A 12,161-nucleotide genomic window follows, 5' to 3' on the forward strand; every position below is an offset into this window, starting at 1 on the left:
TCGTGGCTGCCGCAAACTATCCACCCGGAAAGGGGGTTGACCAACGACACGCACTTTTCGGTCATTAGCCGTATAACCGGCTCAGGCTTCCGCGACCTCCCCGTAGAGCTGGGAGAGTTCGGGCACTCCGCTGGCCGCCCATTCGTGTCCGGCGGTCACGACGTCGAACTCCCTCCCGGACGCCAGCCGTACGACCGGCTGTCCGTTCGGCCACAGCCGCCATGCCGCGCCCGGCACGGTCCGCACGAGCACCGTGCCCAGATAGAGACCCGCGTCGTTGCCGAGCCAGGACAGGGTCTCCTCGTCGTCGCGCCAGCGCGGCAGCAACTGGTCCAGGGCCTCCAGCGAGGCCGCCGTGTCGTCCAGTCGCACCCCCGCCCGCTCCGCGTGGGAGCGCAGCAGTTCGCACTCGGACAGCAGCGCGGCGATCCCCTCGGGGTCCGGGGCGGCGCCGTCGGCCTCGTACACCGCGACACCACGTGCCGGGCCGCGCTTCTTCCGCAGATGGCCGAGGAACGGGATGTTCATACGTCCAGACTGTCATTCGCCCCCCTGTGCGCACCACAGGCGCGCGGGTCGGCCCTTCCGGGTGATTTTCCGGGGCCCGTACCGTCGTGATTTGACGAGGTCGTACCGTCTTCCTAGCTTCGACCTGCGCCGCTCGAGTGCACAGCGGCCGATTCGCCCCACCTGTGACCTGGAGGATCGGTTGGTACGCCGGGGACGCCGGATCATCGCTGCCGCCCTGTTCGTCATGCTCGCGTCGGCGGTCCCGCCGAACACGCAGAGCGCGACGGCGTCGGTGGCGGCACTCCCACAGCCGCTGGAGCGGCTGTTCGACAACACCGCCGTCAGCGACGACGCCCGGCCCGGCAGGGCCGACTTCGACGGCGCGGGCGGCTCGCTGTCGGCCCAGGACCTCACCGCCGCGGGCTGGACGGCGGGCCGCACCCTGACGGTGCAGGGCGCCCGGCTGACCTGGTCGCGCGGCGCGCCCGGCACGCCGGACAACGTACGGGCCGCCGGACAGCTGGTGCGGGTCACCGGCCGCGGCGACGCCCTCGCCTTCCTCGTCTCGGGCACGGGCGCCGACACCAGCGGCACCGGCACCGTCGAGTACGCCGACGGCACCACCGGCCTCTACCGCCTCACCGCCCCCGACTGGCGCACCGGCCCCCTGCCCGCCAAGGCCGTCGCCCTGCCGCACATCAACACCCCCGGCGGCCAACTCGCCGAGAAGGCACGGCTGTACGTCGTGACGGTGCCGCTCGACGGCATCCGCGAGGTCACGTCCGTGCGCCTGCCGCAGGCCGGTGATCTGCACGTGCTCGCGCTCTCGGTGCGCCCCGCGACGACCGGCTGGACCGGCACCTGGGGGGTGGCGACCGCGGGGCACCCGGCCGTGGGGCCGTGGACCGACCGCACGCTGCGGCTGGTGGTGCACACCTCGACGGGCGGCCCGCGGGTACGGCTGCGTTTCGACAACACCTTCGCGTCGGGGCCGGTGACGATCGGCGCCGCGTCGGTGGCGGTGCAGGGGCAGGGCGCGGACGCCCTCACCTCGCCTGCGCCACTCGGCTTCGACGGCTCGGCGGGTGTCTCGCTGGCGGCGGGCGCGCAGGTCTACAGCGACCCGCTCGACTTCGAGGTGCCCGCGGACACCAATCTGCTCGTCAGCTTCCGGCTGGCCGGCACGGTGAGCGCCCTGCCCGTGCACTCCCTGGCGGTGCAGCGGTCGTACGTCAGCGAGCCCGGCGACCACACGGCCGACGTGTCGGGGGCCGCGTACACCACGACGATCACCCACTGGCCGCTGCTGACCGGCGTGGACGTCACCGGCGGGCCGGGCTCCGTGGTGACGCTCGGCGACTCGATCACCGACGGCGGACGCTCCACCACCGACGCCAACCGGCGCTGGCCCGACGTGCTCTCCGACCGGCTCGGGTCGCAGGCCTCCCTGCCCCGCTACGGGGTGCTCAACCAGGGAGTCTCGGGCAACCGCGTCACCCAGGACCGCTACCCCGGCGACGGCACCCAGACCACCACCTGGGGGGTCAGCGCCCTCAACCGCCTCGACCGGGACGTGTTCGCCCAGACCTCCGTGCGCACCCTCTTCGTCTTCGAGGGCATCAACGACCTGATCGGCGGTGTCGACGCCGATCAGGTCGCCACCGGCCTCAGCGAGATCGCGGACCGTGCCCGTGAGCGCGGACTGCGGGTGCTCGCGGCCACCCTGCTGCCCTGTGCGGGCCACGCCAACTGCACCCCGGCCGTACAGGCCGAGCGGACCGAGCTGAACACCTGGATCCGGCGGGCCGGGGCGAGCGGGGTGTTCGACGGGGTGACCGACTTCGACGCCGCGCTGCGCGACCCCGCCGACCCGGCCCGGATGCTGCCCGCCTACGACAGCGGGGACCATCTGCACCCGGGCGACGCGGGCATGGCCGCGCTCGGCGCGGCGGTGGACCTGGAGACCCTCTGACGATCCGCCGATCCGCCGATCCCGCTCACGCCCGCGGGTCCGGGGCTCCCCCGGCCCGTCGGCGCGGCGATGCCCGCGTCGCCCGGCGGGACCCGGGCCGCCCTACTGGACGTCCAGGTCCACGACCACCGGGGCGTGGTCCGAGGCGCCCTTGCCCTTGCGCTCCTCACGGTCCACATAGGCGTCGCTGACGGCCTTGGCGAACGGCTCGTTGCCGTAGACCAGGTCGATCCGCATCCCGCGGTTCTTGGGGAAGCAGAGCTGGCGGTAGTCCCAGTAGGTGTAGGGGTGGTCGTACTTCAGGGGGCGCGGCACCACGTCGTTCAGTCCGGCCTCCCGCAGCGAGACCAGGGCGGCCCGCTCGGCGGGGGTGACATGGGTGGCGCCCTCGAAGGCCGCCACGTCGAAGACGTCGTCGTCGGTCGGCGCCACGTTGTAGTCACCGAGGACCGCGAAGGGGCGGCTGCCCGTCGCGTCCCCGGCGACGGCGGCTCTGAGGGCCTCGAACCACTGGAGCTTGTACGCGTAGTGGGGGTGGTCCACCTCGCGGCCGTTCGGCACGTAGACCGACCAGACGCGGACCGGGCCGCAGGTCGCGGAGACGGCACGGGGCTCGACCGCGCCGTCGTAGCCGGGGTCGCCGGGCAGGCCCTTGACCACGTCCTCCAGGCCCACGCGGGAGAGCACCGCCACTCCGTTCCACCGGCCGGTGGCGTGGACCGCCGACTCGTAGCCCAGCTCGCGCAGCTGGTCGGCCGGGAACTGCTCCTCGGAGACCTTGGCCTCCTGGAGGCACAGCACGTCGGTGCCGCTGCTCTCCAGCCAGGCCAGCAGCCTCGGCAGGCGGGCGGTGATCGAGTTCACGTTCCAGGTCGCGATGCGCATGCCTCACAACCTACCCGGAGGGTCCGACAACGCCCGTCCGCGACCGTCACACCTCGGCGGAGTCGCCCGGGGTCAGCCGCAGGTGCTCCGCGCCGCCGAGGGCGCCGATCTGGCGGTCGTAGATGGGCCGCGCCAGGTCGGTGAGCAGGGCGTCGTGGATGTCGTAGGCGCGCTGCGGGCGCACCTCGCGGACATAGTCGATCACCTCGGAGATCTTGTTCCAGGGGGCCATCACCGGGAGCATCAGGGTCTCCACGGAGCGTCCGGGGACGGTGAGGGCGTCGCCGGGGTGGAAGACCCGGCCGCCGTCGACCAGATAGCCGACGTTGGTGATGCGCGGGATGTCCGGGTGGATCACCGCGTGCAGTTCGCCGTGCACCTCGACCTCGAAACCGGCGGCGGTGAACGTGTCGCCGTGCCCGACGGTGTTCACCCGGCCCGGGAACGCCGCCGAGAGCTGGTCCGCGACGGACTTCAGGGTCCAGACGGCCGCCGCCGGGTTCGCCTCCAGCGCGGCGCGCAGCCGGCCCTCGTCGAAGTGGTCGGGGTGCTCGTGCGTGACCAGGATCGCCTCCGCGCCGAGCGCGGCGTCCGGCTCGGTGAACATGCCCGGGTCCACGACGAGGGCACGGCCGTCCTTCTCCAGGCGGACGCAGGCGTGCGACATCTTGGTGAGCTTCATGACCACCATCCTGCCGCGCGGGTCCGGCCCGCGCCCACCGCCGTCGCGCCCGCCCGGGGCCTCAGTCCTGGAGGGTGGTCTCCTCCCGGATGACCTGCTGCGCGACCCGGAACGCCCTGCCCGCCGCGGGCATCCCGCAGTACACGGCCGCCTGCATCAGCACTTCCTTGATCTCGGCCGGGGTGAGGCCGTTGCGCAGGGCGGCGCGGGTGTGCACGGCGAGCTCGTCCAGGTGTCCGCCCGCGACCAGCGCGGTGAGCGTGACACAGCTGCGGGCCCGGCGGTCCAGTCCCGGCCGGTCCCAGATCTCGCCCCAGGTGTACCGGGTGAGCAGGTCCTGGAAGTCGGCGGCGAAGTCGTCGGCCTGGGACAGGGTGGCGTCCACGTGCGCGTCGCCGAGCACCTCGCGGCGCACCTTGAGCCCGGTCTCGTAGGCGTCGGCCCGGCCGCCCGCCTCGGGCCGGGCCGGGGGCGGGGCGAGCTCGGCGATCGGTGCGGCCTGCGCGGGCACCAGGAACGGCTGGGCCGGGGCGAGCGGCATCGGGATCTGGCCGGTGCCGGAGTCCTGGGCGTTCTGCCAGGCCGTGGAGAAGTGCCGCAGCAGCAGGTCGGTGACGGCCGCGGGCTGCTCGACGGGGACCAGGTGCGAGGCGCCCGGCACGACGGCCAGCCGGGCGTCCGGGATGCCGGCGACCAGGGTGCGCGCCTCGGCGGGTCCGGTGACCTGGTCCTCGGAGCCGACCAGGACCAGCGTCGGCACGCCGACCCGGGTCAGTTCGGGGCGTACGTCGAAGGCGGCGAGCGCCTCGCAGGCCGCGATGTAGCAGCCGGGGTCGGTGGTGCGGACCATCTGCACGGCCCAGTCGGTGATGGCGGGCTGGGCGGCGGCGAATCCGGCGGTGAACCAGCGTTCGGGCGAGGTGCGCGCGATCGGGTCGAGTCCGTTCGTACGGACTATCACCCCGCGCTGGCGGAACTCGTCGGCGGTGCCGAACCGCGGCGAGGCGGCGATCAGCGCCAGCGAGGCGAGGCGCTCGGGGTGACGCAGCGCCAGCTCGATGCCGACGGCGCCGCTGAGCGCGCAGCCCGCGAAGCCGAACCGCTGCACGCCGAGCCCGTCGAGGGTGGCCAGCAGCCGCGCCGTCAGATCCGCGACCGACCCGGCGGGGTAGGCGGGCGCGCCGCCGTGGCCCGGCAGGTCGAACCGGAAGACGCGCCACTGCTGCGCCAGTTCCGGCACTTGACGGTCCCACATGTGCCAGGTGGTCCCCAGTGAGGGTCCGAGGATCAGGACGGGGGCGTCTTCCGGCCCTTCGAGGCGGTACTGCAGGGTGTTCGGTGGTGTCTCGCTCACCCGTCAGACTCTCTCATCTCTCACGAGATCTCACATCGCCGGTCCCAGCCTACGGGCTCCCGCCTCTCCCTCTAGGACGGGTCCAACGGCCAGAACCCTCTGGGGTCCGGGTACATGTTCAGCGGCGTGCCCTCGTGGCGTCTCACCCTCACGGCTCGGCGGGACTCACCTGAAGGCCTTCAACCGTCGCCGGCCAACTCGCTGCGCTCCGCACCACCAGTTTGCCTCTGGCAACAACGTGACCGCGAACGCGGACTTCCCCACCAAGCTCGCCAGCGTCCAGTGAGCACGCGGTTTCCCGGCTCGTACCGGGTCGACTGACCTCCCGGACATTGTTCGGCCATCCCCCTGCTTCGGGCCAGACGACATCGGAGTGGGCCATCAGTCAGCATGCGCAACTTGCTTGTCTCATAACCTCGTTGACCATTACCTCGAACGAGTGATCGAGTCGGGAGCGCATTTGCGAACGCGCGGATGAGGGCCATCTGACCACGGCCCTGGGGTAAATATGCAACGCAGGCAAATCAGACCGCGATTCGGACGCAAGGCGCGGTTACGTCTGGGGGCGGCTGCGCTAGCGATGCTGGTGCCACAGACGAACGCTGGAGCCGCCCACGCAGACGGCGAGGAAGACGACCTCGTGGTGGTCTCTTCCGTGACGGCCGTCGGCGCTGACGTGCCTGGCCTCGACGAACTGCAGCAACGGGCTGACGCGGGTCTCGGGCTGTCTCCGGTGCACGGCGGTGAGACACGGACTGCGCTGGAGACGGTGAGGCCCGCTGCTTCCTACGCACCTCGATCCCGTAAACCTTCTGGCGCCGCTCCCCCACCACAGTCGACCTCGAGATCCTGGCGCCTCACCAACGGCATATCAATCCTCCCGCGGCCAACAGCCGATCAGCACTGTCGACACTACCGAGATCCGCATCCGCCAGGGTTCACTTCTGGGACCACACCAAGACCTAGAGCTCCCCACACTCCCTTGCCGGTGCGGCCTACGCGAGAGGCGATCACACAGGAGCTGAAGAGCGCCTCGAGGTAGGCCGTGGCACTCGTCACGCAACGAGACGATCGGCGCTGGTTCTTCGACCCATCCAGGCCACTTCCCGAACCATTGCCCGTTCTGCACTTCTTCCCGACGTGGAAGAGCAGCCTGAAGTCGCAACCGAAGCTACGCAGAGTCAAAGGGCCAGGGCGGTCGGTGAGCCTTTTCAGCGTGGCCCCTGATCGGGTGATGCGGCGATCCCATCAGCCGGTACGGCCGCTGGCGTTCACCGGCTCGAACGCGTGGCCGACGAACGGGTCCTGCGCCTCGACGCCCGATTGGGCGGTACGAGGTGGGGCAGGCTGAGGGGCGTTCACGCACTCCCCTTCGACGGCAGGAGACCGGCAGGTGTTACGTGTTCACTTCACGGCGGAAGACCTCGCCAGGACCCGGGTGGCCGCGACCATCGGCGTCGCGGCCGAGGTCTACTACAGCCTGGAGCTACTGAGAGGCAACCGGGTGCCCACGCACCTCCACACCTGGCGCTCGGCGGTCGCGGGCAGGACGGGGGCCGACACACTCCCCTTGACATCCCTGGTCCCGACGCGCGGTCCCGGGCTTGATCTGCTGAGCCTGACGGGCGATGTGCCCTCTCTGGACCACGCCGTGGACAATCTGCTGCACGCCCCGGTGTCCCAGCTGCGCCGCGAGATCGAGTGTCTCGACTTCCGTCCCGGACAACTGCCGTGGGCCAGACGGGTGGCGGAGGGCGACCGTGACGCGCTGCGGGAGCTGGCGAAGGCCCTGCGCGCCTGCCACCGACTGACCGTCGAGCCCTACTGGGACAGAGGACGGTCCGAACTGGTCGCGCTGTCCACCCGTAGCGCGAACCTGATGCTGGAGGGAGGCGTCGATCTCCTGCTGCGCTCGATCTGTGCACCACTGGTCCGCTGGCGTCCGCCGGTGCTCGACGCCCCCTACCCGCGCCGAGTCGATGTGCACCTCCAGGGGCGGGGACTCATCATCACGCCCACGGTCTTCTCGAAGCACCCGGTGAGTTTCCTGTGGGACCCGCTCGACACCGCTCAGCCACCCCGCCTGACCGTACCGGCCCTCCGCCGGCCACTGACCGGCACCGGAGCGGCGGAGTCGGACGGCGCGACCCTCCGGAACCTGGAGTCCCTGCTCGGCCGCACCCGAGCCGCCGCCCTGCGAGTGACGGCGGAAGGCTGCACGACGAGCGAACTGGCCCGCCGCCTCAACGTCACGGCCGCCGCGGCCAGCCAGCACGCGACCGTGCTGCGCGACACGGGCCTCATCACCACCAGCCGCCGCGGCGGCTCCGTACTCCACCTCATCACCCCGCTCGGGCTGGCCCTGCTGCGGACGGGCGCCCTGACGCAACCGTGACGGCGCGAGGACGCCGCGAACGAACGTGGCCACCCCTGTGACACACCACCGAACAAGCGCACCGAGGTGTGTGAGGTACTGCCGCACCCACCGCCCTGGCAGCCCCTTTAAGCGGTGACTTAAAGGATGGGCAACGGATGGTCGACCTGCCCAGGATGTGAGGCGACAACCGACTCGTCCCGTCTGGAGGACCACTTGAAGCCCCAACTCGCCGCCGCTGTCGGCTCCGCCGTTCTGACCGCGGCCACCGTACTGGGAGCGCCGGCCGCGGGCGCGCAGACTGCGGCGTACCCGACCACGCCCATCACAGGCGTCTCGTATGGTGCCAGCTACATCAGCGGCACTCTGACCTGGTACAACCGTTCGGTCGGGGTCGACGGAGCACTCCGGGCCGTCGGCTGCCGCAGGGCGTGGGTCGGCGCGTACGACGCCTCGGGTATCCGCCTCGGCGCCAAGAGCACCAGTACCAAGTGCGACGTGACGTATTCGCTCAACGACTTCCCGGCAGTCCCCGCAGACGTGCCCGGCGGGGCCGCGTACGTCGTCGTCTGCCTTGACGACGCCACCGCGTCCCCACTCGACTGCGAGACGTTCTACCGGCCCTGACCACTCCGACCGCTCGATAAGTGACCTTGCGCCGACACGCATACCCGGCCCCGGGGCGGCATGACACGCGCCGCCCCGGAAGCTGATCCCGTCGCCCGACGAGGCAGAGTTACGAGCCATCAACCGTCGAGCCTCCTTAGATGACCGGGACGACGGCAGGCGTGGGATGTTCGGCTATGTGACCGTGGGAGCAATGGGGCTTCGGTCCTACTCGAAGTCGGCTGCCTCTCCGGCGGGCGAGGCCGCGGAGTGCGTTGACGAGGCCGCCAGGCAGGGCAGCCGCCGTCCAGGGCGCATCGGGCCGCCGTCGCGGATTCACCCGATCGGTGGCTCGAAGTCTGGCGACCTCCTGCGCCGTGACCATGACTTCGCGCGCGTCGGCCGTCATCTGCCTCATTGCGTCCCCTGCGGGTCGGTGTGGGGACCGGAGAGCAGCAAGGTGGAACGTCAGGCGGCGACGCTGCGGGAGCGGGACAGGGCGAGGCCGGAGAGGACCGCTCCGGCCAGGCCCACGATCATGGCGACGAAGGAGCCGCCCGTGCCGGAGCCGTTGCCGACGCCGCCGTCAGCGACGGCCAGGGCGACGCCGCCGAGCACGACGGCGAGCAGCGACACGGCGAGGCCCGCGACGGCTCCGCCGCGCACTGCGGCGGCTCCACGGCCTGCGCCGCGCAGGGCTCGTACGCCGAGGACCACTCCGGCCACGGCGACGATCAGGGCGACGAGGGACGGGCCGCGGCCGGAGCCGCCGTCGTCGCCGTCGGCGGCCATGACGTTCGCGGCGGCCGGTGCGGCGAGGACGATCCCCGTGGTCACGGCGGCAGCGGTGGCGGTGAGCAAACGACGGACGAACATGGGCGTTCCCTTCGGTCTCATGACGCGGTGTCGGAACTCAGACTAGGAACGGGGAGCATCCCGGGTCGTCATGCCGGAGTAGCCGTTCCGCCTACCGTCGGGGCGGTAGCCACCGGGCCGGCGTCTGCGGTCACAGCAGTCGACTACCACGAACGCAGCATTCGCCCGCAGCAGTACCGGCGGGCGCATTGCCCGGGTGTTCAACTGCCCACTTTGACCCGGTCGGCTTTCCGCGGCTAGCTTCCGAACGGCCGAATACTCGGGGATTTACCAACTGAAAAGGGAATGGGGGACTTTGATGAGCGGTCAGAGCATTTCCACGGTGGACGGAACGGGACGGGCCCTGAAGATCGCGTCATGGGTGTGCCAGACCCTGCTGGTGCTGCTGTTCCTGGCCGCCGGGTCGGCGAAACTCCTCGGCAGCCAGGAGATGGTCGACGCGTTCGACGAGATCGGCCGGGGCCAGTGGCTGCGGTACTTCGTCGGTGTCGTGGAGATCGCCGGTGTGCTGGGTCTGCTGGTCCCGCGCCTGATGGGACTGGCCGCCCTCGGGCTGACGACGCTGATGATCTGCGCGATCGTCACGAACGTGGTCATGGACGACCTCTCCCTGATGGACGGGATCGCGTTCACGCTCAGCGTCTCGGTCGCCTGGCTGCGGCGGGACCGCGTCAAGGCCCTGCTGCGTCCGCGCGCCGCCGGCTAGCCGCGCCGTCAGACCCAGCCGGCCCGGGAGGCCACGTGCACGGCGTGGATCCGGTTGCCCGCGTTCAGCTTGCGGACGGCGGAGTGGATGTGGTTGCGGACGGTACCCGGGCTGAGGTGCAGCTGGGACGCGATGACGCTGAGCGGGCGGCCGTCCTCGGCGGCCTTGAGGATCTCCGCCTCGCGGGCCGTGAGGGGGTTGTCCCCCACGGCCATCATCTCGGCGACCAGATCGGCGGGCACCCGCCGGGCACCCGCGTGCACGTCACGGATGACCTCGCTCAGCTCCGCGACCGAGGTGTCCTTGGTGAGGATGCCGCGCACCCCCGCCCTGAGCGCCCGCTGAAGGTGTCCGGGCCGCACGTCGACGGTCAGCAGCACCACCGGGAAGCCGGGCCGCTCCCGGTGGAGCCGCTCGGCGACCTCGAGCCCGGTCATGCCCGGCATGTGCACATCGAGCACGACGAGGGCCGCCCCGTGCTCCGCCACCAGCGGAAGCACCTCGTCGCCCCGCCCCGTGTGGGCGACGACCTCGATGTCCCCGAGCAGCCCGAGCAGTTCAGCAACGGCCTCCCTGGTGAGGGTCTCGTCCTCGGCCAGGACCACCTTGATCGCCATCTCTCCTCCACCATTCGCTGCCGCTCAGGGGTACGGCCGCCTCGACGGTGAAGCGGGTCCCGGGGTCCGGGCCGTGAACGAGCGTGCCGCCGACGGCTCGCAGCCGCACGGCGAGGCCCTTGAGTCCGGTCCCGGAGGACGAGACGCGCCGCCCGGCGCCGTCGTTGGTGATCCGCAGCCGTGCCGTCCGGCCGTGGATCCGGACCTCGATCGCGCAGGCGCGGGCGTCGCTGTGCCGGATGACGTTGGCGACCGCCTCCCGCACCACCCAGGCGAAAGCGTCCTCGACCGGCCAGGGCAGCGCGGGCGGGTCGCGGGTGACGTCCGCCCGCAGGCCCAGGCCCTCCAGGTCGGAGCGCGCCCCCTCCAGCACGGAGGCGAGGTCGCCCAGGCGGGAGCCGCCCGCCAGGGCGCGGACCTCGGCCATGGACCGGCGCGTCAGCACCAGCATGCCCTCCAGTTCGGCCTGCGCCCGGTCGGGCCGGGTGCCGACGATCCGCGCGGCCAGCTCGCCCTTGCGGTTGATCGCGGCGAGGGTGCGGCCGAGCAGGTCGTGCACGTCCCGGGCGGTCAGCCGCCGGTCCGCCGCGGGCACCGGCCGCGCCGTCTCCCGCCCGGACCGCACGGGCGCCCGAGCCGGTACGGTCCTCAGCGGCGTGGGCGGTTCCTCGAGGACGGCACGGTACGGCGTGGGCTCGTACGCCGGGGCGGGAGGCGGCGTGATCACGAAACCGGCGGCTACCGCGGGGAGGACACGCAGCAGGTCCTCGTACGAGACGTCCCGCGGCAGCAGCCCGCCGGCCCCGGCCCGCAGGGCCTCACGGCACTGTTCGAGCCGTTCGGGCGCGGCCAGGACGACGACCCTGGGCGGACACGCCCCGGCCAGCAGCCGCCTGACCAGGCCGGCCAGCCGCGGGCCTTCGAGTCCGCCGACGAACACCAGGTCCGGGAGGATCTCCGCGGCCCCCGCCAGGGTCTCGTCGGCGTCGGCGGCCTCGCCCGCGACCCGCAGTCCGGGTGCGGACCCGAGCGCCGCCGACAGGGCGGCGCGCACCGAGTCGTCGGGGTCGGACAGCAGCACGGAGGACGTCGTCACCGCCGCTCGGGACGGCGGCCGCAGCGCGGTCATCGGAGTATCCCCCTTGTGAAGAAGGCGGAACCTCGTGCGGCTCCGCGCTCCGGTTCCGCCTGCCCGGGCGCGGAGGCGGCCGTGGCGGTCTCCCGGTCTCGGGGGGATGACCGAGACTGCGGGAACGCGACCGTGTGCCGACGTGTCCGATGGCGCCAATTCGCTTTGCGTGTGGGGCTGTTCGGGGCCAGGCATCCCCCGCCGTGCGGCCGAGCAGCGATTCGACGATAACGCGCCCGGACCCGGCTTCACCAGCGTCGACGGTCCTGGCGGAGGCCTGCCGCGGTGGAGTCCGGGTGGAGTGCCGCCCCCTTTGCCGCCCCCGTGCTTGCCGCCCCCCGTGGCGGGGACGACGGCAGCGGGGGGGGGGGGGGGGGGGGGGGGGGGGGGGGGGGGGGGGGGGGGGGGGGGGGGGGGGGGGGGGGGGGGGGGGGGGGGGGGGGGGGGGGG

General features: G+C 72.2%; 11 protein-coding genes. 4 read left to right on the plus strand and 7 right to left on the minus strand.

Features of this window, described 5'->3' with window-relative positions; genetic code table 11:
- Positions 1-81 precede the first annotated feature (81 nt).
- The gene (locus tag ACZ6SQ_RS29055; RefSeq protein ID WP_469567177.1) at positions 82-528 is read right to left on the minus strand and encodes a DUF6278 family protein; all 447 of its coding nucleotides are present in this window, start codon (positions 526-528) and stop codon (positions 82-84) included.
- A gap of 226 nt (positions 529-754) precedes the next feature.
- On the opposite strand from ACZ6SQ_RS29055, the gene ACZ6SQ_RS29060 reads away from it, so the two are divergent.
- Positions 755-2,482, plus strand: a complete 1,728-nt coding sequence (locus ACZ6SQ_RS29060; protein ID WP_469567200.1) for an SGNH/GDSL hydrolase family protein — start codon at positions 755-757, stop codon at positions 2,480-2,482.
- 102 nt (positions 2,483-2,584) lie between these two features.
- Here the strand turns inward: ACZ6SQ_RS29060 and ACZ6SQ_RS29065 are convergent, their stop codons facing one another.
- The 3 genes from ACZ6SQ_RS29065 to pcaDC all read right to left on the minus strand — a co-directional run bounded on the left by ACZ6SQ_RS29065 (position 2,585) and on the right by pcaDC (position 5,403).
- Positions 2,585-3,367: an exodeoxyribonuclease III gene (locus ACZ6SQ_RS29065; protein WP_469567178.1), complete on the minus strand. Its 783-nt coding sequence runs from the start codon at positions 3,365-3,367 to the stop codon at positions 2,585-2,587.
- Between the two features lie 46 nt (positions 3,368-3,413).
- A complete protein-coding gene (locus ACZ6SQ_RS29070; RefSeq protein ID WP_389321397.1) occupies positions 3,414-4,049 on the minus strand; it encodes an MBL fold metallo-hydrolase in 636 nt (211 codons plus the stop codon).
- Between the two features lie 61 nt (positions 4,050-4,110).
- Positions 4,111-5,403 carry a bifunctional 3-oxoadipate enol-lactonase/4-carboxymuconolactone decarboxylase PcaDC gene (gene pcaDC / locus ACZ6SQ_RS29075; RefSeq protein ID WP_469567179.1) on the minus strand — a complete coding sequence of 431 codons (1,293 nt, stop codon included), beginning with the start codon at positions 5,401-5,403 and terminating at the stop codon, positions 4,111-4,113.
- 1,393 nt (positions 5,404-6,796) lie between these two features.
- Between pcaDC and ACZ6SQ_RS29080 the strand changes: the two genes are divergently transcribed.
- Both ACZ6SQ_RS29080 and ACZ6SQ_RS29085 read left to right on the plus strand, forming a co-directional pair.
- Entirely contained in the window at positions 6,797-7,798 is a 1,002-nt protein-coding gene (locus ACZ6SQ_RS29080) for an ArsR/SmtB family transcription factor (RefSeq protein WP_469567181.1), read from the plus strand.
- A gap of 195 nt (positions 7,799-7,993) precedes the next feature.
- On the plus strand, positions 7,994-8,404 hold the full coding sequence (locus tag ACZ6SQ_RS29085) for a hypothetical protein (RefSeq protein ID WP_392294809.1): 411 nt from the start codon (positions 7,994-7,996) through the stop codon (positions 8,402-8,404).
- A gap of 447 nt (positions 8,405-8,851) precedes the next feature.
- On the opposite strand, the gene ACZ6SQ_RS29090 is transcribed toward ACZ6SQ_RS29085, so the two are convergent.
- On the minus strand, positions 8,852-9,259 hold the full coding sequence (locus ACZ6SQ_RS29090; RefSeq protein ID WP_386379307.1) for a DUF6223 family protein: 408 nt from the start codon (positions 9,257-9,259) through the stop codon (positions 8,852-8,854).
- A gap of 298 nt (positions 9,260-9,557) precedes the next feature.
- Between ACZ6SQ_RS29090 and ACZ6SQ_RS29095 the strand changes: the two genes are divergently transcribed.
- A complete protein-coding gene (locus tag ACZ6SQ_RS29095) occupies positions 9,558-9,965 on the plus strand; it encodes a DoxX family protein (protein ID WP_469567182.1) in 408 nt (135 codons plus the stop codon).
- A gap of 8 nt (positions 9,966-9,973) precedes the next feature.
- Here ACZ6SQ_RS29095 and ACZ6SQ_RS29100 read toward each other — a convergent pair whose 3' ends face one another.
- A complete protein-coding gene (locus ACZ6SQ_RS29100) occupies positions 9,974-10,582 on the minus strand; it encodes a response regulator transcription factor (RefSeq protein WP_386379310.1) in 609 nt (202 codons plus the stop codon).
- The gene (locus tag ACZ6SQ_RS29105) at positions 10,524-11,711 is read right to left on the minus strand and encodes an ATP-binding response regulator (protein ID WP_469567185.1); all 1,188 of its coding nucleotides are present in this window, start codon (positions 11,709-11,711) and stop codon (positions 10,524-10,526) included. Before ACZ6SQ_RS29105 ends, ACZ6SQ_RS29100 begins: the two co-directional genes overlap by 59 nt.
- Positions 11,712-12,161 lie beyond the last annotated feature (450 nt).

Source organism: Streptomyces sp. NPDC048600 (genome assembly GCF_055587025.1).

Coding starts and splice junctions, on each gene's coding strand:
- ACZ6SQ_RS29070 (WP_389321397.1), bottom strand. CDS start 4,049: ATGAAGCTCACCAAGATGTCGCACGCCTGCGTCCGCCTGGAGAAGGAC.
- ACZ6SQ_RS29090 (WP_386379307.1), bottom strand. CDS start 9,259: ATGTTCGTCCGTCGTTTGCTCACCGCCACCGCTGCCGCCGTGACCACG.
- ACZ6SQ_RS29065 (WP_469567178.1), bottom strand. CDS start 3,367: ATGCGCATCGCGACCTGGAACGTGAACTCGATCACCGCCCGCCTGCCG.
- ACZ6SQ_RS29095 (WP_469567182.1), top strand. CDS start 9,558: ATGAGCGGTCAGAGCATTTCCACGGTGGACGGAACGGGACGGGCCCTG.
- ACZ6SQ_RS29055 (WP_469567177.1), bottom strand. CDS start 528: ATGAACATCCCGTTCCTCGGCCATCTGCGGAAGAAGCGCGGCCCGGCA.
- ACZ6SQ_RS29060 (WP_469567200.1), top strand. CDS start 755: ATGCTCGCGTCGGCGGTCCCGCCGAACACGCAGAGCGCGACGGCGTCG.
- ACZ6SQ_RS29100 (WP_386379310.1), bottom strand. CDS start 10,582: ATGGCGATCAAGGTGGTCCTGGCCGAGGACGAGACCCTCACCAGGGAG.
- ACZ6SQ_RS29105 (WP_469567185.1), bottom strand. CDS start 11,711: ATGACCGCGCTGCGGCCGCCGTCCCGAGCGGCGGTGACGACGTCCTCC.